This is a genomic window from Nocardioides sp., assembly GCF_036374615.1.
Classification (GTDB): Bacteria; Actinomycetota; Actinomycetes; order Propionibacteriales; family Nocardioidaceae; genus Nocardioides.
The window spans coordinates 1-21,140 of sequence record NZ_DASUTK010000202.1 but is presented as its reverse complement, the minus strand read 5'-3'; the positions used below and the strand labels follow the sequence as shown (position 1 = coordinate 21,140).

Below are 21,140 nucleotides of genomic sequence, written 5' to 3'. Positions count from 1 at the left end.
AGGTCGTCGGGTACCGGTCCCAGGGCGACCCGGTCGTCCTGGAAAGAGACACCCGCCGCGGCGATGTGTCGTGACTGGGCTTCCGCTTGTGACCAGCGGAAGCCTTCTTCGATTTCCGGGCAGTACCAACCGGACGTCGCGGGGTCTTCCGGACGCGAGAACCACTGGAGGACTTATCAGCACCGAGCTGCGTATCAACGAACGGATCCGGGTACCCGAGGTCCGTCTTGTGGGACCCAACGGCGAGACCGTGGGCATCGTCCCCACCGACCAGGCCCTGAAGCTGGCCCAGGAGGCAGACCTCGACCTCGTCGAGGTGGCTCCCATGGCCCGCCCGCCGGTCTGCAAGCTCATGGACTACGGGAAGTTCAAGTACGAGAACGCCCAGAAGGCCCGTGAAGCGCGTCGGAACCAGACCAACGTCGTCATCAAGGAGATGAAGCTCCGCCCGAAGATCGACCAGCACGACTACGAGACCAAGAAGGGTCACGTCGTGCGGTTCCTGAAGGCCGGCGACAAGGTCAAGATCACGATCATGTTCCGCGGCCGCGAGCAGCACCGGCCCGAGCTCGGCTTCCGGCTGTTGCAGCGGCTGGCCGAGGACGTCGACGAGCTGGGCTTCGTCGAGTCCGCCCCCAAGCAGGACGGGCGCAACATGATCATGGTGCTGGGCCCGCACCGCAAGAAGGCCGACGCCAAGGCCGAGGCCAAGGCGGAGAAGGAGACCCGGGCCGCCGCCCGCGCCGTCGAGGAGGCGGAGGAGCGCGCCGAGCGCGCCGCCCATCGCCCCGGCGGGAAGAAGGAGCGCGGCCGCTCCGAGAACCTCGATCCCGAGATCGAGGCCTGACCCAGCCGGCGGTTGAGGTGCGAGGCCGGCCCCCGCCGAGCCTCGAGACCTCCGGCCCATCACGGAGAAGAAGAAAGCGAAGAGAGAACATGCCGAAGAACAAGACGCACTCCGGTGCCAGCAAGCGCTTCAAGGTGACCTCCACGGGGAAGGTGCGCCGCCTGAAGGCGAGCCGCAAGTCCGGTGCGGCGTTCGCCTCCGCCCCGACGACGGGAAGCCGACGGATCCATCGCCGCAACCAGGGTGAGGTCGACGTCAAGAAGGCCGACGTCAAGCGCGTCAAGAAGATGCTCGGCATCTGAACCCCTCGGTCACCACAGCAACTCAAGGAGTAACGACATGGCACGCGTCAAGCGCGCAGTGAACGCCCACAAGAAGCGCCGCACCACCCTCGACCGCGCCGCCGGATACCGCGGCCAGCGCTCGCGGCTGTACCGGAAGGCCAAGGAGCAGGTCACCCACTCGCTGGTCTACTCGTACAACGACCGCCGCAAGAACAAGGGCAACTTCCGGCGCCTGTGGATCCAGCGGATCAACGCGGCCGCTCGCGCCGAGGGCCTGACCTACAACCGCTTCATCCAGGGCCTCAACCTGGCCGGCGTCGAGGTCGACCGCAAGATCCTCGCCGACCTCGCGGTCAACGACGCGGCCACCTTCTCGACGCTGGTCGAGACCGCCAAGGCTGCGCTGCCCGAGGACGTCAACGCGCCGAAGGCCTCCTGACCACCGGGCCAGGACCGGTGGTCGGGGAAGGCGGGCAGCCGCTGACCGCCCGCAGCGGCCGGGTCAAGGAGGCGCGCAAGCTCAGCCGCCGGTCGGTACGCACCGAGCGGCGGCTGTTCCTCGCCGACGGCCCGAAGGCGGTCGAGGGCGCGCTGGGTGCCAGGCTGCCGGGGGGTGAGGTCTGCGCGGTCGAGGTGTTCGCCACCGGCGCTGCGGCGCAGCAGTACGCCGCGCTGCGTGACGTCGCGGCCGACCTCGGCGTGGCCTGGACGCCGGTCGAGGACCACGCGCTCGCGACGCTGAGCGACAGCGTCACCCCGGCCGGCGTGGTGGCGGTGTGCCGGTTCCTCGACCGCCCCGTCGACCAGGTGTGGGAGAGCGCCGACCTGGTCACGATCTGCGCCGACGTACGCGATCCCGGCAACGCCGGCACCGTGGTCCGCACCGCCGACGCGGCCGGTGCTGCCGCTGTCGTGCTGGCCGGCCACTCGGTGGACGCCTACAACGCCAAGACCGTGCGGGCCAGCGTCGGCAGTCTCTTCCACCTCCCGGTGGCCCTCGCTCCCGACCCGAAGGTCGTCGTCTCGCAGGCGCGCGACGCGGGCTTGACGGTGCTGGCCGCCGACGGCGACGGCGAGACGGACCTGTTCGATGCCGACGACCTGCTGCGCAGGCCGGTCGCCTGGCTCTTCGGCAACGAGGCGTGGGGGCTGCCGGACGAGCTCGCGGCGCTGGCCGACGGACGAGTCCGAATCCCGATCGTGGGCCGGGCCGAGAGCCTCAACCTCGCGACCGCCGCGGCGGTCTGCCTGTACGCCACGGCTCGCGCGCGCCACTGACCCGCCGCCCACGACGCCGTGGCGAGCGTGCATGACCCGGTGTTCCATGGATGATGGGCCCCGTGACAGACCCGGGCTCTCCTCAGGCGCTGGTCGACGCGCTGCCCGACGGGGTCGTGGTGGCCGACGCCGCCGGTCAGGTGGTGATCGTCTCGGCGCTCGCCGGGCGGATGCTCGGCGCCGACCCGGCGACCTCGGTCGGCGCCCAGCTGGCCGACGTGCTCGCCCTGCAGGACACGGAGGGCCGCGACTGGTGTGCGGCGAACCAGCCCTACGGCGGCCTCACGAACCGGACCGGGATACCCGAGCAGTCGTGGTTGCTCCCCAACGGCACCGAGGTGCTGACCACCGCTCGGATCACCCGAGACCTGCGTGGGGGACCGGTCACGCAGGTCGCTGTCGTGATCCGCAGCGGACGAGGACGCGCGCACCTCGACCGGGAACGCTCGGACCTTGTCGCCACCGTCGCCCATGAGCTGCGGTCACCCCTCACCGGTGTGAAGGGCTTCGTGCAGGCGATGCTGAACCGCTGGGACAAGCTCACCGACGAGCAGAAGAAGCTCATGCTCACGACCGTCCACACCGACTCCGACCGACTCAGCCGACTGATCGCGGAGCTGCTCGACGTGGCGAGGATCGACACCGGCCGGCTGTCGCTGCACAGCAGGCCGTGCGACGCCGACCAGCTCGTCGGCCGGGTCGTGGAGTCGGTCCAGGCCGGAACCGCCCGCCCGATCCGGTACGACGTCGAGGACGACCTGCCGTCGATCGGGGCCGATCCCGACAAGTTCACCCAGGTAGTGACGAACCTGGTCGAGAACGCCGTCCGGCACGGCGCCGGCACCGTCTCGGTCACCCTGGAGGCGCTGCGGGAGGGCGCCGAGCAGTCGGGGATCCGGCTCGTGGTCGAGGACGAGGGGGACGGCATCCCCGACGAGCTGCGGCGACGAGTGTTCACGAAGTTCTGGACCAGTGGTGTCCGCGGCGGGTCGGGTCTGGGCATGTATCTCGTCAACGGGCTGACCCGTGCCCACGGCGGCAGCATCGTGCTCGGTGACGCCGATTCGGGCGGAGCGCGGGTCGTCGTCGAGTGGCCCGCCGCCCGGATCGGCTGATCTCCACAGAACCTTCACGAATCCTCCCCGCCATCCGGCGGTCGCGCTTCTACTGTCGTTCCATGGCCCCACGCACCGTGCTCGTGGTCGAGGACGACCGCGTCATCAACGACGCGGTCACGGCCCGGTTGCGCGGAGAGGGGTATGCCGTCGTCCAGGCGTTCGACGGACCGACCGCGGTGGACGCGTGCGCCGCGGCCGAGCCGGATGCCGTCGTGCTCGACGTGATGCTGCCGGGCTTCGACGGCCACGAGGTGTGCCGCCGGATCCAGGCCCAGCGCCCGGTGCCGGTGCTGATGCTCACCGCACGCGATGACGAGGCGGACGTCCTCGTCGGACTCGCGGTCGGCGCCGACGACTACCTCACGAAGCCGTTCCGGATGCGCGAGCTCGTTGCCCGGGTCGTTGCTCTGCTGCGCCGGGTGGAGCGGGCGGCGGAGCTCGCGGCTGCGCCGGACCATTCCCCGCTCACCTGTGGCGACCTGGTGATCGACCCGGCACGACGTCGTACCACCGTCGATGGCCGCGAGGTACACCTCACGCCGACCGAGTTCGACCTCCTCGTCTGCCTCGCTCGAGACGCGGGGAAGGTGCTGACGCGCGAGCAGCTGCTCGCCGAGGTGTGGGACTGGGCCGACGCGTCGGGCACGCGCACCGTCGACAGTCACGTGAAGGCGCTGCGGGCGAAGGTGGGCGCTGCCAGGCTGCGCACCGTGCACGGCGTCGGGTACGCCTTGGAGGCGGCCCCGTGACCGGGGTGACCTCCCGTACGGCTCCGATGCCGGAGACGGCCCGTCCGTTGGACGCGATCGGCTCGATCAAGGTCAAGCTGGGTGTCCTGGTGGCTGCGTCCGTGGTGGTCGCGGCCCTGATCGGAGCTGCCGGCGCCCGCTCCGGTGTCCCGCTGCTCCTGTCACTGCCGGTCGCCGTCACCCTGGCGCTCGGGGTCACCCAGCTGCTCGCGGCCGGGATGGTCGCCCCGCTCCGTGAGATGACCGCCGTCGCGCAGGCCATGGCGCGCGGCGACTACTCCGGCCGGATCGACACGCAGGCGACCGACGAGGTGGGCAGGCTGGCCGAGGCTTTCAACTCGATGGCGGACGACCTGGCCGCGGTCGACCGTGAGCGGCGAGACCTGGTGGCCACCGTGTCCCACGAGATCCGCACCCCGCTCGCCGGGCTCACCGCCCTGTTGGAGAACCTGGCGGACGGCGTCGTCCCGACCGACGGCCCACACCTGGCCGAGGCGCTGGAGCAAGCAGAGCGGCTGGGTGCGCTCGTCTCCGACCTGCTCGAGCTCTCCCGGCTGGACGCCGGGGCAGCCCGGCTCGACCTGCAGCCCGTGGTGCTGCGGGACCTGGTGGGCGCCACTGCCCGGGAGGTCTCGGCGAGCGGCCGCGACGTGAGGTTCGACGTCAGAGTCCCCGACGGTCTGGGGCTCACCGGTGACCCGATGCGCCTCCGGCAGCTCTTCACGAATGTGCTCGACAACGCGGCCCGGCACGGCCCCGCGGGTCAGACCGTCCTGATCACCGCGGGCGAGTCGGCAGGCGCCGTCTGGCTCGAGGTGGACGACTCGGGCCCCGGGATAGCGCCCGTCGACCGGGAGCGGGTATTCGAACGGTTCGGCACGCTGGCCGAGGGCCACGGAGGCGGCACCGGCCTCGGGCTGGCGGTCGCCCGCTGGGTGGCCTTGCTGCACGGAGGCAGCCTGCGCTTCGTCGACCCGGCTCCTGACCGATCCGGCGCGCGGCTGCGGCTGGAGCTGCCTGCCGTCCCATCCGCCCAGCGTGAGGAGGTCACGATGACCGTTCCCCCGTCCATCCCGCCCGCCTCGTCCACGTCCGTGTCGCAGTCTCCGGCGGCGCAGGTGCCGACCCGCGCGACCGGTCCGGTCTCAGTGCCACCGTCCGGCATGGGCACCCTCTTCGGGCGGTTCTGGCCGGAGCAGGCAGGGTTGCCGGGACTGCGCGTGGTGCTGCTCGCCGCCGGGGTCGGGATCCTGGCCGGCGCGATCATGGCGTTCACCCTGCCGGGCCTGTCATGGGTCGTCGTGCTGCTCGCGGCCGGTGGCACGGCGTACGCCAGCGCAGCCCGTCGGAAGGATCCGTTCGCGCTCGCCTGTACGGGGCTGAGCGTGCTGCTGGTGCTGCCCCTCATGTTGCTCGACAACGCCGGAATCGCGACATTGTGCGTGCTGGCGTCGTCGGCGGTGTTCCTGATAGGCGTCACGGGGGCCAGGACCCTCCCGGGCTTCGTCCTCGCCGGGCTCGCCCTGCCGCTGGCCGAGGTGCGAGGCATGCCCTGGCTCGGCCGCAGTGTCCGCGTGGCGGGGACCGGCGGCCGCACCTCAGCCGTCGCCCGTACCGTCGTCTGGTCCGCTATCGCTCTCGCCGTGTTCGGCGCCCTGTTCGCCTCGGCGGACGCCCTCTTCGCGCGCTGGGTGGACTTCTTCGTCCCGAACCTGAGCTTCGGAGACCTGGTCGTCCGCGGTTTCGTCGCCGTGATCGTCTTCGGGCTGACCCTGTCGGCGGCGTACCTCGCCCTCAACCCACCCGAGGTCGAGCCGGAGACGGCGCCTCCTCCGCCGCTGCGAAACCGCTTCGAGTGGCTGGTACCCGTCCTGGTGGTGGACGCGGTCTTCGCTGTGTTCCTCGCTGCGCAAGCGGCCGTGGTGTTCGGCGGGCACGACTACCTCGAACGCACCACCGGCCTCACGTACGCCGAGCACGTCCACCGGGGCTTCGGACAGCTCACGGTGGCGACCGCTCTCACGCTGCTCGTGGCGTGGGCGGCGGCCCGGCGCGCGGGGCAGGGCCGGACCGACCAGCTCTGGCTCCGGGTCGCGGTGGGGGCGCTGTGTGTCCTCACGCTCGTCGTGGTCGCCTCGGCGCTGTACCGGATGCACGTCTACCAGGAGGCCTATGGGTTCACGACCCTGCGGCTCGTCGTGGACGTCTTCGAGGGCTGGCTCGGCGTCGTCGTGGTGGCCGTCATGGTCCTGGGAGGGATGCGCTGGGAGCGGTGGCTGCCTCGGACCGCGCTGCTCACCGGCGCCGCGGCCCTGCTCGGGCTCGCGGCGATCAACCCGGATGCCTGGGTGGCCGACCGCAACATCGACCGGTGGGAGACGAGCGGCACCTTGGACGTCGACTACCTGACGTCACTCTCCGCGGACGCGGCCCCGATCATCGCCGACCGCCTCCCGCCTGAGCTAGCAGGCTGCGCGCTGCGGTACCTCCCGACGAACCAGCTGAGTGAGGAGAACAGCGACGGCTGGCTGTCCTGGAACCTCGGTCGCGCCCGGGCGGAGTCGGCGTTGGTCGACGTCCTGCTGCCAGCATCCGAGGACGTCACCGCCTGCCAGGACCTGCCCCCGGCCGACTGACGCGAGTCGGGGGTACGTCATCGCCGAGGGCGACCGGCATCCGACCGGTTCGTGCCGCCGGGCCGCCTCTTCCTAGACTTCCCCCATGTCCGGACCCAACACCGACTATGACCCCGTGCAGGTCGCGCCGCTCGACGAGGAGAACGTGGCCGCGATGCGCGACGCCGCGCTCGCCGCCATCGCCGAGGCCCGTGACCTGGCCGGGCTCAAGCAGGCGAGGCTGGACCACGCCGGGGACCGGTCACCACTCGCGCTGGCCAACCGGGAGATCAAGGCGCTGCCTCCGCAGGCCCGCAAGGAGGCCGGGCAGCGGATGGGCCAGGCTCGCGCCGCCGTCAACCAGGCGTTGACCGCGCGCACCGCCGTGCTCGAGGCGGAGCACGAGGAGCGGATGCTGGTCGAGGAGACCGTGGACGTCACGGTCCCGACCCAGCGCACGCCACGGGGGTCGCGGCACCCGATCACGCTGATGCACGAGCTGGTCAGCGACATCTTCGTCGCCATGGGCTGGGAGGTGGCCGAGGGCCCGCTCGTCGAGGCGGAGTGGCTGAACTTCGACGCCCTCAACCTCGGACCCGACCACCCTGCCCGCACGTTGCAGGACACCTTCTGGACCGAGCCGGCCGACCACCACGTCGTGCTCCGCACCCAGACCTCGCCGGTCCAGGTGCGCACCATGCTCACCCGACAGCCGCCGATCTACGTGATCTCGCCCGGCCGGGTCTTCCGGACCGACGAGTACGACGCCACGCACAGCCCGATGTTCCACCAGGTGGAGGGGCTCGTCGTCGACGAGGGCATCACCATGGCCCACCTCAAGGGCACGCTCGACCACTTCGCCACCCGGCTGTTCGGCGACGGGGTCACGACCCGCTTCCGCCCCTCGTACTTCCCGTTCACCGAGCCCTCGGCCGAGTTCGACTTCCTGTGCTTCGTGTGCCGCGACGTGCCCGGGGCCCGCGAGGAGTGCCGCACCTGCAAGGGCGAGGGTTGGATCGAGTGGGGCGGCTGCGGTGTGGTCAACCCGCGGGTGCTGACCGCCTGCGGCATCGACAACGATCGCTACACCGGGTTCGCGTTCGGCATGGGCATCGACCGGTCGCTGATGCTGCGCACCGGGGCGTCAGACCTGCGCGCCTTCTTCGAGGGCGACGTGCGGTTCTCCTCGGCCTTCGGAACGGAGCTCTGACCCGGTGAAAGCACCCGTCTCCTGGATCCGCGAGTACGCCGCGCTGCCGGCCGACCTCGACACCGACACCCTCACCGCGCGGTTGACCCTGCTCGGTCTCAAGCTCGAGGCGCTGCACCGCGCCGGGGACCAGATCTCCGGCCCCCTGGTCGTCGGTCGGGTGCTCACGATGGTCGCCGAGCCCCAGAAGAACGGCAAGACCATCAACTGGTGCACGGTGGACGTGGGTGAGGCCAACGGCACGGGGGAGCCGCAGGGGATCGTGTGCGGTGCCCACAACTTCGCGCCCGGTGACCTGGTGGTCGTCGTCCTGCCTGGCGGGGTGCTGCCGGGCGGGTTCGAGATCAGCGCCCGCAAGACCTACGGCCACGTCTCCGCCGGGATGATCTGCTCCTCACGGGAGCTCGGCATCGGTGACGATCACGAGGGCATCATCGTGCTTCCACCCGATGCCGGCGAGCCGGGGGACGACGCGTTCAAGGTGCTCGGGCTCGACGAGGAGGTCGTCGAGTTCGAGATCAACCCGGACCGGGCCTACGCCCTCTCACTGCGCGGCATCGCGCGCGAGGCCGCGCTGGGGTTCGACGTGCCGTTCACGGATCCCGCCGACCGCGAGGAGCCGACCTCCGAGGAGGCGGCGTACCCCGTCGAGGTCGCCGAGGACACGCGGTGCGACGTCTTCTCCGGACGCAGCGTGACCGGCTTCGACCCGTCCGCGCCCACCCCGGCCTGGATGGCTCAGCGGATCCAGCAGTGCGGCATGCGGCCGATCTCGCTGGCCGTCGACGTCACCAACTACGTGATGCTCGAGCTCGGGCAGCCGATCCACGGCTTCGACCGCGCCAGGCTGACCGGCCCGATCCGGGTCAGGCTGGCCGCGGAGGGGGAGCAGCTGCGCACTCTCGACGGCGTCGACCGCACGCTCTCGGCGGAGGACGTGCTCATCACCGACGACACCGGCCCGATCGGTCTGGCCGGGGTGATGGGTGGCGAGACGACCGAGCTCTCCGAGACCACGACCGACATCTTCATCGAGGCCGCCCACTGGGACCCGGTCCGGATCTTCCGGACCGCCAAGCGGCACAAGCTCCCGTCGGAGGCGGCCAAGCGCTTCGAGCGCGGCACCGACCCGACGATCACGCTGCGGGCTGCCGACCGGGTCGCCGAGCTGCTGGTGCGGTACGGCGGTGGCACGGTCGACCCAGGCGTGACCCACGTGGGCGCGCCGGCGCCGCAGCCGTCGATCACGATCGACGACGACCTGCCGACACGGGTGACCGGCATGCCGATCGACGCCTCGACGGTCGAGACCACGCTGAGGGCCATCGGGTGCGAGGTCGTCCGCGACGGAAACCGGCTCACCGCGACCCGGCCACCGTGGCGCCCGGACCTCACCGACCCCTTCGACCTGGTGGAGGAGGTCGCTCGGGTCGTCGGGTACGACCGGGTGCCGTCGGTGCTGCCCACGGCTCCGGCCGGGCGCGGCCTGACGCGCGAGCAGCGGCTCCGCCGCCGGGTCGGCCGGGTGCTCGCCGGAGCCGGGTACGTCGAGGTGATCGACTTCCCGTTCGTGGGCGAGGCCGACTTCGACCGGCTCGGGCTGCCTGCGGACGACGACCGGCGCACCGTGCTCCGGCTGGCCAACCCGCTCTCGGCCGAGGAACCGGCCATGACCACCACGCTGCTCCCCGGCATCCTCAAGGCGGCTGCGCGCAACGCCGGCCACGGCACGACCAGCTCGGCCCTGTTCGAGGTCGCCCCCGTCACCATCCCGCGGGGGAGCGGCCCGGCGCCGATCTACGGTGTGGACCGACCACCGACCGAGGGCGAACTCGACGACCTCCTCAAGGCGCTCCCGGACCAGCCGCTGCACCTGGCGGTGACCCTCAGCGGCGACCGGGAGCCCGCCGGCTGGTGGGGCGAAGGCCGACCCGCGACCTGGGCGGACGCGATCGACGCGATCCGGGTCGTCGCCGAGGCGCTGGACGTCGAGCTCACCGTCCGCGCCGCCACCCACGCGCCCTGGCACCCCGGCCGGTGTGCCGCACTGTTCGTCGACGGGCACGTCCTGGGTCACGCCGGCGAGCTCCACCCGAAGGTCTGTGACGCGTACGGCGTGCCACCACGCACCTCGGCCGCCGAGATCGACCTCGACGCCCTGCTGGAGCGAGCGGCCGACACGGTCGTCGCGCCGACGTACTCCACGTTCCCGGTCGCCAAGGAGGACGTGGCGCTGGTCGTCGACGCCGACGTGCCGGCCGCCGACGTGGAGGCCGCGCTGCGGGAGGGAGCCGGCGAGCTGCTGGAGTCGGTGCGGCTGTTCGACCTCTACACAGGCCCGCAGGTGGAGGAGGGCAAGAAGTCCCTCGCCTTCGCGCTCCGGTTCCGCGCCCTGGACCGCACCCTGACCGAGGAGGAGACCAGCGCCGCCCGCGCCGCCGCGGTCCGCGTCGCGGCCGAGCGCTTCGGAGCCGTCCAGCGCTGAGCCGTCACTTGGTGTTGCCTCAGGACGGCCGAGCCGTCACTTGGTGATGTCTCAGGACGGCCGAGCCGTCAACTTGCTCAATTGATCGGCTGGTGGATGACCTGCCGGAAGTGGTCGACGATCTTCAGGTCGCCGGCCAGGTGGATGTCGGCGCCGTCGCCGCGCCGCCAGAGCCGCTTCAGCAGCTGGTCGCTGCTGCCGCTGATGACGGCGTCGGGCTCGGCGTCCGGGGTTGCCACCACGTGGATGTCGTCCTCGTCGTGGTGCATGCCTTCGGGGTCCGTCCCGGAGAACCGCCCGAGCTGCACCCACACCGAGTCGCCGGTGTCCGTGACGTCGAGCCGCAGGTAGTGGGGGAGCGGGTTGAACTGTCCCCAGTCCGGGCAGCCGCCGTACATGACGTCGAGCACCTCCTCCACGCCGTCGGCGGCCAGCCGCTGGTCCAGGGGGCTGCTGGTGCCCGCCGCCTGCTCGGCGTCGATCCGGTGCACGAGCGCCTCGAGGCTCTGCCGACGGATGATGAAGCCCACGGTGTGGTCGTCCGACCAGGTCCACGCCGGCTCGGCCGGGTCGGCGTCCGCCAGCGACTCCCGCAGGGCGGTGGAGCGCTCGTCGAACGCTCCGAGGAGGTCCGCGTACGACGTGGGTCGCTTCGGATCGGGATAGTCGTCCGGCCCGTCAGGTCGGTGCTGGACGACCCAGGCCCAGAAGTCCTGCACCTCGGTGAGGTGCCACAACAGGTCGGTGGCGTTCCAGTCAGGGCAGCCGGGAACCCGAGCGAGCGGGTCGCAAGACGAAAGCACCTCGCGGAATCGTGATGATTCGGACGCGAGGTGCGAGAGGTAGTCCTCGGTGTCGAGCTTCATCCTCCGAGGTTAGGCTCACGCCGGCGCGGACGGAATGGGCCCGACCCCGATTTTCCACCGGCTGTCCCGGCCGTTCCCCAGCATGGCATGAACATACGTGATCATGTATGTTCATGCACATGTCCTTCACGGTCGCCGTCGCGGGAGCCAGTGGGTACGCCGGCGGGGAGGTGCTCCGTCTCCTGCTCGCCCACCCGGAGGCTGAGATCGGGTCGGTCACGGCAGGCGCCAACGCGGGCGAGCCGCTCGGTGCCCTGCAGCCGCACCTGCTGCCGCTCGCCGAGCGGGTCCTCGAGCCGACCGACCCGGAGATCCTGGCGGGGCACGACGCGGTCGTCCTCGCCCTCCCGCACGGGCAGTCCGGCCCGATCGCGGCCGCTCTGGGCGACGACACCGTGGTCGTCGACTGTGGTGCGGACTTCCGGCTCCGGGACGCTGCCGCCTGGGAATCGTTCTACGGCGGCACGCACGCCGGGTCCTGGCCCTACGGGCTGCCGGAGCTTCCCGGGCAGCGAAAGCTTCTGACCGGGGCGCATCGGATCGCGGTCCCCGGCTGCTACCCCACCGTCACGACCCTGGCTCTCGCGCCCGCACTCGCGGCTGGGCTCGTGGAGCCCGACGTCGTGGTGGTCGCCGCGTCCGGAACCAGCGGCGCAGGCAGAGCCCCCAAGGCCCACCTGCTCGGCAGCGAGGTGATGGGCAGCGCCAGCGCGTACGGCGTCGGGGGCGTTCACCGCCACACCCCGGAGATCGTCCAGAGCCTCACTCCGTTGGCGGACCGGCCGGTCAGCGTCAGCTTCACGCCGACCCTGGTGCCGATGGCGCGCGGGATCCTGGCCACCTGCTCGGCTCCGCTGCGCGAGGACATCGTCGCCGACGAGGCGCACGCGGCGTACGCGAAGGCCTACGCAGACGAGCCCTTCGTGCACGTCCTCCCACCCGGCCGGTGGCCGCAGACGCAGTCCGTGCTCGGATCGAACGCCGTGCAGATCCAGGTGACCGTCGACCGGGCCGCCCGTCGGCTGGTCGCAGTCGGTGTCGTCGACAACCTCGCCAAGGGCACCGGCGGCGCCGCCGTCCAATGCCTGAACCTCGCGCTGGGGATCGAGGAGACCACCGGGCTGACCGCCGTCGGGATCGCACCATGAGCGTGACCGCACCCCAGGGCTTCCGGGCCGCCGGTGTCGCCGCCGGGCTGAAGAGCAGCGGCGCGAAAGACGTGGCGCTGGTGGTCAACGACGGCCCCCGCCACGACTCGGCGAGCGTCTTCACCGCCAACCGCTGCAAGGCCAACCCGGTGCTGTGGAGCGAGCAGGTCGTGCGTGACGGCGTGGTCCGCGCGGTCGTGCTCAACTCGGGCGGGGCGAACTGCTACACCGGTCCCGAGGGGTTCCAGACCACCCACGCCGTGGCCGAGCAGGTCGCCGGCCACCTCGGAATCGGCGCCCTCGACGTGGTGGTGTGCTCCACCGGTCTGATCGGGCTCGCCAACGACCGTGCCGCGGTGCTGGCCGGGGCGGACGCGGCGTACGGCGCCCTCGACCCCGACGGCGGCGCCGAGGCGGCCACGGCGATCATGACGACCGACTCGGTGCCCAAGCAGGTCGTCGTCGAGCGTGCCGGCTGGACCGTCGGCGGCATGGCGAAGGGCGCGGGCATGCTCGCCCCGCAGCTCGCGACGATGCTGGTCGTCCTCACCACCGACGCGATCGCGAGCCCCGCCGACCTCGACCGCGCCCTGCGCGCCGCCACCCGGGTGTCCTTCGACCGGCTCGACTCTGACGGCTGCATGTCCACCAACGACACGGTGACGGTCATGGCGAGCGGTGCCAGCGGGGTCGCTCCGTCCCTCCACGACCTCACCGAGGCGCTGACGCAGGCCTGTAGCGACCTCGCCATGCAGCTCCTCGCCGACGCCGAGGGCGCCGACCACGAGATCGCCATCACGATCCGCAACGCCGCGAGCGAGGACGACGCGGTCACCGTCGGTCGCAGCATCGCCCGCAGCAACCTCTTCAAGGCCGCGGTCTTCGGCAACGACCCCAACTGGGGACGGGTGCTGGCCTCGATCGGCACCACCGACGCGGCGTTCGACCCGGCCGACCTCGACGTCGCCATGAACGGCGTCTGGGTCTGCCGGCAGTCGACGCCCGCCGCCGATCCCGCCACTGTCGACCTCAGCGGCCGGGAGGTCACCGTGACGGTCGACCTGAAGTCGGGCAGTGAGCGGGCGACGGTCTGGACCAACGACCTCACCCACGCCTACGTCCACGAGAACAGTGCCTACAGCTCATGAGCGAGATCCACGACCTCACGGTCCACCACGAGAAGGCCTCGGCCAAGGCCCGCGTGCTCGCGGGCGCGCTGCCGTGGCTGAAGCGCTACCACGGCAAGACGATCGTCGTGAAGTACGGCGGCAACGCGATGACCGACGACACGCTCAAGCGGGCGTTCGCCGAGGACGTCGCGTTCCTACGGTTCGCCGGCTTCCGGCCGGTGGTCGTGCACGGCGGCGGCCCCCAGATCTCGAGCATGCTCGACAAGCTCGGCATCGAGTCCGAGTTCCGCGGGGGACTGCGCGTCACCACGCCCGAGGCGATGGACGTGGTCAGGATGGTGCTCGTCGGTCAGGTCCAGCGCGAGCTCGTGGGGCTGATCAACGACCACGGACCGCTCGCCGTCGGACTCTCCGGTGAGGACGCCGGCCTCTTCACGGCCAAGCCCACCAACACGATCATCGACGGCGAGGAGGTAGACCTCGGCCTGGTCGGTGAGGTCGCAACGGTGCGACCCGAGGCCGTCAACGACCTGGTCGACGCGGGCCGGATCCCGGTGATCTCGAGCGTGGCCCCTGATGCGGGGGGCCGCGTCCACAACGTCAATGCCGACACTGCTGCCGCCGCGCTGGCGGTGGCGCTCGGAGCCGAGAAGCTGCTGGTCCTGACCGACGTCGAGGGTCTCTACCGCGACTGGCCCGACAGCGACGACGTGATCCAGGAGATCAGCCCGGAGTCGCTCGCCGAGCTGATGCCCACCCTCGCCAGCGGGATGGTGCCCAAGATGGAGGCGTGCCTCCGGGCGGTCACCGGCGGCGTGGCCAAGGCCACCGTGGTCGACGGTCGCGAGGCGCACTCGGTCCTGCTCGAGCTGTTCACCGACGAGGGCATCGGCACCCAGGTCCTGCCCGGCGTCGCCACCAAGATCCGGAAGGCACTCGCATGACCGGCCCGACCGTGCAGGACCGATACGCCGGCGCCCTGATGAACACCTTCGGGCCGCCACGCCTGACGCTCGTGCGCGGCGAGGGCGCCCGGGTGTGGGACGACGCCGGGCGGGAGTACCTGGATCTCTTCGGCGGCATTGCGGTCAACGCGCTCGGTCACGCCCACCCGGCGCTGGTCGACGCGGTCACCTCCCAGCTTCGGACGCTGGGTCACGTCTCGAACTTCTTCGCGACCGAGCCGCAGGTGGCGCTCGCCCAGCGGCTGCTGGACCTGCTGCGACCAGCCGATGCCGGTGGCCGCGTCTTCTTCGCCAACTCCGGCGCCGAGGCGAACGAGGCGGCTCTCAAGCTGACCAGGCGGACCGGGCGCACCCACGTGGTCGCGGCGGAGGGTTCCTTCCACGGACGCACCATGGGTGCGCTGGCGCTGACCCACAAGCCGGCGCTCCGCGAGCCGTTCGAGCCGCTGCCCGGCGATGTCACGTGGGTGCCGTACGGCGACCCGGACGCACTGTCGGCGGCGGTGACCGACCGGACGGCCGCGGTGGTGCTCGAGCCGATCCAGGGCGAGGCGGGCGTCGTCGTACCACCGCCCGGCTACCTGTCAGCCGCGCGAACGATCGCGACCCAGCACGGCGCGCTGCTGTGGCTCGATGAGGTCCAGACCGGGGTCGGCCGGACCGGGGAGTGGTTCGCTCACGAATCGTCCGTCCAGCCGGACGTGGTCACCCTCGCCAAGGGGCTCGGTGGCGGGATCCCGATCGGGGCGTGTGTCGGGCTCGGCGACGCGGGTTCGCTGCTGGGCCCTGGCGACCACGGCAGCACCTTCGGCGGCAACCCGGTGGCCACCGCCGCGGCGCTCGCCGTCATCGACACCATCGAGAAGGAGTCGCTGCTCCTGGCGGCCCGCGAGCGCGGCGCCCAGCTGACCGCTGCGCTCTCGGCGGCCGGGCAGGTCGTCGACGTCACCGGCCGCGGCCTGTTGCTCGCCGCCCGGCTCGCCGACGCGACCGCGCCGCAGGTCGTGACCCGTGCCCAGGAGCGCGGCTTCCTGCTGAACAACACCGGGCCCGACCGGCTACGGTTCGCGCCACCCCTGACCGTCACCGAACGCGACCTCGCGCGGTTCGCCGACGCGTGGAGCGACCTCGCCACCCTCGAGGAGCAGCCATGACCCGCCACTTCCTGGCCGACGACGACCTCAGTCCGGCCGAGCAGGCCGAGGTGCTCGCGCTGGCGACCCACCTCAAGCAGTCGCCGTACGACGCGACACCGCTCGCCGGACCGCAGACCGTCGCGATGATCTTCGACAAGCCCACGCTGCGCACCCAGGCGAGCTTCGCCTCGGGCATCGCGGAGCTCGGCGGCAACCCGATGCTGGTCGACGGGAAGCTGGCCGGCATCGGAGTGCGGGAGTCGGTCGCGGACGTCGCTCGGGTGCTCGGTCGACAGGCCTCCATGATCGTGTGGCGCACGTACGGCCAGGACCGGATCGAGGAGATGGCGGCGTACGCCGGGGTGCCGGTCGTCAACGCCCTGACCGACGACTACCACCCCTGCCAGCTGCTCGCCGACCTCCTCACGGTGCAGGAGCATCGTGGCACCCTCGCCGGCCAGACCGTGGCCTTCGTCGGCGACGGCGCCTGCAACATGGGCAACTCGTGGCTGCTGGCCGGCGCGACGGCCGGGCTCCACGTCCGGATCGGTGCGCCGGAGGGCTACACGCCCGGCCAGCCGATGGTCGAGCGGGCGGCCGCGATCGCGGAGACGACCGGGGGGTCGGTGGCTCTCGAGCCCGATCCCGAGCGCGCGGTCAGCGGCGCCGACGCGGTCGTCACGGACACCTGGGTCTCGATGGGCAAGGAGGAGGAGGCCGAGAGCCGGCTCGCCGTCTTCGGCGGCTACTCCGTGACCACGGACCTGTTCTCCCGCGCCAAGGACGACGCGATCCTGCTGCACTGCCTTCCGGCCTACCGCGGCAAGGAGGTCGACGCGGCGGTGCTCGACGGTCCGCGCAGCGTGATCTGGGACGAGGCGGAGAACCGACGGCACGCCCAGAAGGCGATCATGGCCTGGCTGCTCGCGAACAGGAGTCCTGATGACTGACGCCGCGCTCCGCCCCAGCACCAAGAACGCCCGTCACCAGCGGATCGTCGAGCTGGTCACCCAGCAGGAGGTGCGGTCCCAGACCGAGCTCGCCGACCTGCTCGCGGCGAGCGGGCTTCACGTCACCCAGGCGACGCTCAGCCGAGACCTGGTCGAGCTCGACGCGGTCAAGGTGCGAGGCCAGTCCGGCGCGCTCGTCTACGCCGTACCCGGCGAGGGAGGTGACCGTCGACCGTCCGCCCCGGCCGAGAGCGCCGCAGCCACCCATCGGCTGGCGCGCCTGTGCAGCGAGCTGCTGGTCAGCGCCGAGGCCAGTGCCAACCTGGTCGTCCTCCGCACGCCGCCGGGCGCCGCCCAGTTCCTGGCCAGCGCGTTCGACAAGGCCGAGATGCCCGACGTCCTCGGCACCATCGCCGGCGATGACACCGTCGTCGTGATCAGCCGGCAGCCGCAGGGCGGTGAGCCGCTCGCCCGCCACTTCCTCCGGCTGGCCGACTCCCACGGCACGGTCACCGGCACCCTCGTCTCCCACGACTCCGAAGGAAACCGTTCGTGAGCAAGGTCCTCGTCTCTCTCCCGGTCGGCGAACGAGTCGGCATCGCCTTCTCCGGCGGCCTCGACACCTCCGTGGCGGTCGCCTGGATGCGCGAAAAGGGCGCGATCCCGTGCACCTACACGGCCGACATCGGCCAGTACGACGAGCCGGACATCGGCGGCGTCCCCGGCCGAGCGCTCGAGTACGGCGCCGAGCTGGCCCGGTCCGTCGACTGCAAGCCGCAGCTCGTGACCGAAGGTCTCGCAGCCATGGTGTGCGGCGCCTTCCACGTCCGGTCCGGCGGTCGGACCTACTTCAACACCACGCCGCTCGGCCGGGCTGTCACCGGGACCATGCTGGTCCGGGCGATGCACGAGGACGGCGTGGACATCTGGGGCGACGGCTCGACGTTCAAGGGCAACGACATCGAGCGGTTCTACCGCTACGGCCTGCTCGCGAATCCCGACCTGCGCATCTACAAGCCCTGGCTCGACGCCGAGTTCGTCCACGAGCTCGGCGGTCGCGCCGAGATGAGCCAGTGGCTCTCCGCGCGCGATCTGCCCTACCGCGCCAGCCAGGAGAAGGCCTACTCGACCGACGCCAACATCTGGGGGGCCACGCACGAAGCCAAGACCCTGGAGCATCTCGACGTCTCGCTCGAGACGGTCGAGCCGATCATGGGCGTGAAGTTCTGGGACCCGTTGGTGGAGATCGCGACCGAGGACGTCACGGTCCGGTTCGACGGCGGGCGGCCGGTCGCGGTCAACGGCATCCGATACGACGATCAGGTGGCCCTGGTCCGCGAGGTCAACGCGATCGGCGGCCGACACGGGCTCGGCATGTCCGACCAGATCGAGAACCGGGTCATCGAGGCCAAGTCGCGGGGGATCTACGAGGCACCCGGCATGGCGCTGCTCTGGATCGTCTACGAGCGGCTGCTCAACGCGATCCACAACGAGGACACGATCGCGACGTACCACGACGAGGGCAGGCGCCTCGGCCGGCTCCTGTACGAGGGCCGGTGGCTCGACCCGCAGGCACTGATGCTGCGCGAGTCGATCCAGCGCTGGATCGCCTCGTTGGTCACCGGGGAGGTGACGCTGCGGCTGCGCCGCGGCGAGGACTACACGGTGCTGCGCACCGAGGGCCCTGAGTTCTCCTACCACCCCGACCGGCTGTCGATGGAGCGCACCGAGAACGCCGCCTTCGGTCCCATCGACCGGATCGGGCAGCTCACGCTGCGCAACCTTGACATCGCCGACTCGCGCTCGAAGCTGGAGCTGTACGCCCGGCAGCCGCTCGACGAGGGCCAGGTGCTGGTCGAGAACGGCACGCTGTACGGCGAGCTCGAGCCGGGCGGGTTCAGCCGGATCACGGCCAATCCGGCGGCCGCCGATGCCGAGGACGAGGCGCTGGACCACGCCGCGATGGAGTTCGGGACGGACTGATGACGGAGCGGCGCGGCACGAACGAGGGGAAGCTGTGGGGCGGTCGGTTCTCCGGCGGACCCTCACCGGAGCTCGAGGCCCTCTCGCGGTCCACGCACTTCGACTGGAGGTTGGCCCTCTACGACATCGCGGGCTCGCACGCGCATGCGAAGGCGCTGGCCGCGGCCGGGCTGCTGACGGCCGACGACGAGGCGGAGATCCACCGCGGGCTCGACGTGCTCGCGCAGCGCTTCACCGACGGCACCCTGCATCCCGATCCCGCGGACGAGGACGTCCACGGTGCGCTGGAGCGGATGCTCCTCGAGGAGGTCGGCACCGACGTGGGCGGTCGACTCCGCGCCGGCCGGTCGCGCAACGACCAGATCGCGACGCTGTTCCGCTCCTTCCTGCTCGATCACGCGACCACCGTGGCCGGACACGTGCTCGACCTCGTGGAGGCGCTGGCAGCGCAGGCTCGGGGCCACCTCGACCCCGATCGGCTGAGCATCATGCCCGGCCGCACCCACCTGCAGCACGCGCAGCCGGTGCTGCTGTCCCATCACCTGCTCGCCCTGGCGTGGCCGCTTCTGCGCGACGTCGACCGGCTGTCCGACTGGCGCCGCCGGACGGCCGCCGAGTCGCCGTACGGCTCCGGCGCGCTGGCGGGCTCGAGCCTCGGTCTCGACCCGGTGCTGGTGGCTGCCGAGCTCGGTTTCGAGGGATCGGCCGCCAACTCCCTCGACGGCACGGCCAGCCGCGACTTCGTGGCCGAGCTGGCGTACGTGACCGCTCAGATCGGCGTCGACGTCAGCAGGCTCGCGGAGGACGTGATCCTGTGGTCGACCCGGGAGTTCGACTTCGTCGTGCTGCACGACTCGTGGTCGACCGGGTCGAGCATCATGCCCCAGAAGAAGAACCCCGACATCGCCGAGCTCGCCCGCGGCAAGGCCGGTCGCCTCGTCGGCAATCTCGCAGGACTCCTCGCCACGCTCAAGGCACTGCCGCTCGCGTACAACCGCGACCTCCAGGAGGACAAGGAACCGGTGTTCGACTCGATCGACACCCTCGAGGTGCTGCTGCCGGCGGTCACCGGGATGGTCACGACGTTGCAGTTCAACACCGATCGGATGCACGAGCTGGCACCGCAGGGCTTCTCGCTGGCGACCGACGTCGCAGAGTGGCTGGTGCGCGAGGGCGTGCCGTTCCGGACCGCCCACGAAGTCGCCGGCGCGTGTGTCCGCACCTGCGAGGAGCGTGGCATCGAGCTGCACGAGCTCTCCGACGACGACCTCGCGGCGATCTCCCCGAACCTGACACCGGCGGTCCGTGACGTGCTGACCGTCGAGGGATCGGTCGCCTCCCGGAGCGGCCGAGGGGGCACCGCCCCCGACCGGGTGCGCGAGCAGCTGGCCGAGCTGGTGGCCGTCGTCCGTGACCACCGGGCGTCCCTTGGCTGACCTGCGCGACCTCCTCGACGGGCCGGTCCTCGAGGTCGCGCCCCGGCTGCTCGGCGCGGTGCTGCGTCATGGCGACGTGTCGGTGCGGCTCACCGAGGTGGAGGCGTACGACGGGCCCGACGACCCGGGCTCGCACGCGTTCCGCGGACGGACAGCCCGCAACCAGGTCATGTTCGGTCCGCCCGCGCACCTGTACGTCTACTTCACCTACGGGATGCACCACTGCTGCAACGTCGTAGTCGGGCCGGCCGGGAGGGCCAGCGCTGTGCTGCTCCGGGCCGGAGAGGTCGTGGAGGGCCTCGACGAGGCGCGGGCGCGTCGGCCCCGATCGACGGACCGCGACCTTGCACGCGGACCCGCACGCTTGTGCCAAGCGCTCGCGATCACGCGCTCGCATGACGGTGTGGACCTCACCCACGGGGAGCTGACGCTCACGCTCGGGGATCCCATGGAGCCGGTCGCGACCGGGCCGCGGGTGGGGCTGCGCGGAGCGCCGGATAGGCCGTGGCGGTTCTGGCTCCCAGGGGAGCGGACCGTGTCGACGTACCGCCCCGCGAAGCCGCTCTGAGGCCCTCCGGCCCGCCTCGGCGGGGGTCGCGCGGACCCGATTTTGGGGGCCGCGCGGACCGCTGCTAATGTTGCGTCCGCACGGCAGCCGCGAGGCAGGCGCCCGAGTTGACGGCGCCCAGCCCGCCCGGTAAGTTTGTGCAGGTTGCCCCTACGACAAGCCCGCGAGGGCTTGTCTCGGTGTGCGTGTGATGTTTGAGAACTCAACAGTGTGTTTTTGTCGATGGAATTGGTTTGTATGCCCTTGTCGGCTGCCATGTTGGTTGTGGTGGTTTGGTTTGGGTTTGTTTTTTTGATGACATGATTCTGGACAGTTTTTTGACTGTTGGGGTTTGTTGTTGTCAGGGTTTGGATTTTTTGTAGGTTTTCTATG

General features: G+C 71.2%; 19 protein-coding genes. 18 read left to right on the top strand and 1 reads right to left on the bottom strand.

The genetic code is table 11. The annotated features are described in order from the left end of the window. Positions 1-175: 175 nt before the first annotated feature. From infC to pheT, 9 genes are all read left to right on the top strand, one after another. Positions 176-847: a translation initiation factor IF-3 gene (gene infC / locus VFZ39_RS15770; protein WP_330866766.1), complete on the top strand. Its 672-nt coding sequence runs from the start codon at positions 176-178 to the stop codon at positions 845-847. A gap of 89 nt (positions 848-936) precedes the next feature. Further along, on the top strand, positions 937-1,149 hold the full coding sequence (locus VFZ39_RS15765; RefSeq protein ID WP_330866736.1) for a bL35 family ribosomal protein: 213 nt from the start codon (positions 937-939) through the stop codon (positions 1,147-1,149). 37 nt (positions 1,150-1,186) lie between these two features. Beyond that, positions 1,187-1,570: a 50S ribosomal protein L20 gene (gene rplT, locus VFZ39_RS15760; RefSeq protein ID WP_330866735.1), complete on the top strand. Its 384-nt coding sequence runs from the start codon at positions 1,187-1,189 to the stop codon at positions 1,568-1,570. A 17-nt stretch (positions 1,571-1,587) separates the two neighbouring features. Further along, positions 1,588-2,409: an RNA methyltransferase gene (locus VFZ39_RS15755; protein ID WP_330866734.1), complete on the top strand. Its 822-nt coding sequence runs from the start codon at positions 1,588-1,590 to the stop codon at positions 2,407-2,409. Positions 2,410-2,471: 62 nt separating this feature from the next. Next, positions 2,472-3,524, top strand: coding sequence for an ATP-binding protein (locus VFZ39_RS15750; RefSeq protein WP_330866733.1), 1,053 nt, complete (start codon positions 2,472-2,474; stop codon positions 3,522-3,524). Between the two features lie 62 nt (positions 3,525-3,586). Continuing rightward, a complete protein-coding gene (locus VFZ39_RS15745) occupies positions 3,587-4,276 on the top strand; it encodes a response regulator transcription factor (protein ID WP_330866732.1) in 690 nt (229 codons plus the stop codon). Further along, positions 4,273-6,912, top strand: a complete 2,640-nt coding sequence (locus tag VFZ39_RS15740) for a DUF4153 domain-containing protein (RefSeq protein WP_330866731.1) — start codon at positions 4,273-4,275, stop codon at positions 6,910-6,912. Before VFZ39_RS15745 ends, VFZ39_RS15740 begins: the two co-directional genes overlap by 4 nt. A gap of 85 nt (positions 6,913-6,997) precedes the next feature. Continuing rightward, on the top strand, positions 6,998-8,101 hold the full coding sequence (gene pheS / locus VFZ39_RS15735; RefSeq protein ID WP_330866730.1) for a phenylalanine--tRNA ligase subunit alpha: 1,104 nt from the start codon (positions 6,998-7,000) through the stop codon (positions 8,099-8,101). A 4-nt stretch (positions 8,102-8,105) separates the two neighbouring features. Next, a complete protein-coding gene (pheT, locus tag VFZ39_RS15730; protein WP_330866729.1) occupies positions 8,106-10,586 on the top strand; it encodes a phenylalanine--tRNA ligase subunit beta in 2,481 nt (826 codons plus the stop codon). 77 nt (positions 10,587-10,663) lie between these two features. Here the strand turns inward: pheT and VFZ39_RS15725 are convergent, their stop codons facing one another. Then, positions 10,664-11,452: a maleylpyruvate isomerase family mycothiol-dependent enzyme gene (locus tag VFZ39_RS15725; RefSeq protein WP_330866728.1), complete on the bottom strand. Its 789-nt coding sequence runs from the start codon at positions 11,450-11,452 to the stop codon at positions 10,664-10,666. Positions 11,453-11,571: 119 nt separating this feature from the next. Here VFZ39_RS15725 and argC point away from each other — a divergent pair, with 119 nt between their 5' ends. From argC to VFZ39_RS15680, 9 genes are read left to right on the top strand one after another with little or no spacing between them, the layout of a single operon-like run. After that, positions 11,572-12,600 carry an N-acetyl-gamma-glutamyl-phosphate reductase gene (gene argC, locus VFZ39_RS15720; protein ID WP_330866727.1) on the top strand — a complete coding sequence of 343 codons (1,029 nt, stop codon included), beginning with the start codon at positions 11,572-11,574 and terminating at the stop codon, positions 12,598-12,600. Further along, positions 12,597-13,748 carry a bifunctional glutamate N-acetyltransferase/amino-acid acetyltransferase ArgJ gene (gene argJ / locus VFZ39_RS15715; RefSeq protein ID WP_330866726.1) on the top strand — a complete coding sequence of 384 codons (1,152 nt, stop codon included), beginning with the start codon at positions 12,597-12,599 and terminating at the stop codon, positions 13,746-13,748. Before argC ends, argJ begins: the two co-directional genes overlap by 4 nt. Beyond that, positions 13,745-14,674, top strand: a complete 930-nt coding sequence (gene argB / locus VFZ39_RS15710) for an acetylglutamate kinase (RefSeq protein WP_330866725.1) — start codon at positions 13,745-13,747, stop codon at positions 14,672-14,674. Before argJ ends, argB begins: the two co-directional genes overlap by 4 nt. Then, on the top strand, positions 14,671-15,849 hold the full coding sequence (locus VFZ39_RS15705) for an acetylornithine transaminase (protein ID WP_330866724.1): 1,179 nt from the start codon (positions 14,671-14,673) through the stop codon (positions 15,847-15,849). Before argB ends, VFZ39_RS15705 begins: the two co-directional genes overlap by 4 nt. Then, positions 15,846-16,781 carry an ornithine carbamoyltransferase gene (gene argF / locus VFZ39_RS15700; protein ID WP_330866723.1) on the top strand — a complete coding sequence of 312 codons (936 nt, stop codon included), beginning with the start codon at positions 15,846-15,848 and terminating at the stop codon, positions 16,779-16,781. Before VFZ39_RS15705 ends, argF begins: the two co-directional genes overlap by 4 nt. Next, the gene (locus VFZ39_RS15695; RefSeq protein WP_330866722.1) at positions 16,774-17,337 is read left to right on the top strand and encodes an arginine repressor; all 564 of its coding nucleotides are present in this window, start codon (positions 16,774-16,776) and stop codon (positions 17,335-17,337) included. The genes argF and VFZ39_RS15695 overlap by 8 nt, the downstream gene beginning before the upstream one ends. Further along, positions 17,334-18,764: an argininosuccinate synthase gene (gene argG, locus VFZ39_RS15690; protein ID WP_330866721.1), complete on the top strand. Its 1,431-nt coding sequence runs from the start codon at positions 17,334-17,336 to the stop codon at positions 18,762-18,764. The genes VFZ39_RS15695 and argG overlap by 4 nt, the downstream gene beginning before the upstream one ends. After that, positions 18,764-20,200, top strand: coding sequence for an argininosuccinate lyase (argH, locus tag VFZ39_RS15685; protein ID WP_330866720.1), 1,437 nt, complete (start codon positions 18,764-18,766; stop codon positions 20,198-20,200). Before argG ends, argH begins: the two co-directional genes overlap by 1 nt. Continuing rightward, entirely contained in the window at positions 20,193-20,768 is a 576-nt protein-coding gene (locus VFZ39_RS15680) for a DNA-3-methyladenine glycosylase (RefSeq protein ID WP_330866719.1), read from the top strand. The genes argH and VFZ39_RS15680 overlap by 8 nt, the downstream gene beginning before the upstream one ends. Positions 20,769-21,140 lie beyond the last annotated feature (372 nt).

Coding starts and splice junctions, on each gene's coding strand:
- argH (WP_330866720.1), top strand. CDS start 18,764: ATGACGGAGCGGCGCGGCACGAACGAGGGGAAGCTGTGGGGCGGTCGG.
- argB (WP_330866725.1), top strand. CDS start 13,745: ATGAGCGAGATCCACGACCTCACGGTCCACCACGAGAAGGCCTCGGCC.
- argC (WP_330866727.1), top strand. CDS start 11,572: ATGTCCTTCACGGTCGCCGTCGCGGGAGCCAGTGGGTACGCCGGCGGG.
- VFZ39_RS15765 (WP_330866736.1), top strand. CDS start 937: ATGCCGAAGAACAAGACGCACTCCGGTGCCAGCAAGCGCTTCAAGGTG.
- VFZ39_RS15705 (WP_330866724.1), top strand. CDS start 14,671: ATGACCGGCCCGACCGTGCAGGACCGATACGCCGGCGCCCTGATGAAC.
- VFZ39_RS15725 (WP_330866728.1), bottom strand. CDS start 11,452: ATGAAGCTCGACACCGAGGACTACCTCTCGCACCTCGCGTCCGAATCA.
- argJ (WP_330866726.1), top strand. CDS start 12,597: ATGAGCGTGACCGCACCCCAGGGCTTCCGGGCCGCCGGTGTCGCCGCC.
- pheS (WP_330866730.1), top strand. CDS start 6,998: ATGTCCGGACCCAACACCGACTATGACCCCGTGCAGGTCGCGCCGCTC.
- argF (WP_330866723.1), top strand. CDS start 15,846: ATGACCCGCCACTTCCTGGCCGACGACGACCTCAGTCCGGCCGAGCAG.
- VFZ39_RS15745 (WP_330866732.1), top strand. CDS start 3,587: ATGGCCCCACGCACCGTGCTCGTGGTCGAGGACGACCGCGTCATCAAC.
- rplT (WP_330866735.1), top strand. CDS start 1,187: ATGGCACGCGTCAAGCGCGCAGTGAACGCCCACAAGAAGCGCCGCACC.
- VFZ39_RS15695 (WP_330866722.1), top strand. CDS start 16,774: ATGACTGACGCCGCGCTCCGCCCCAGCACCAAGAACGCCCGTCACCAG.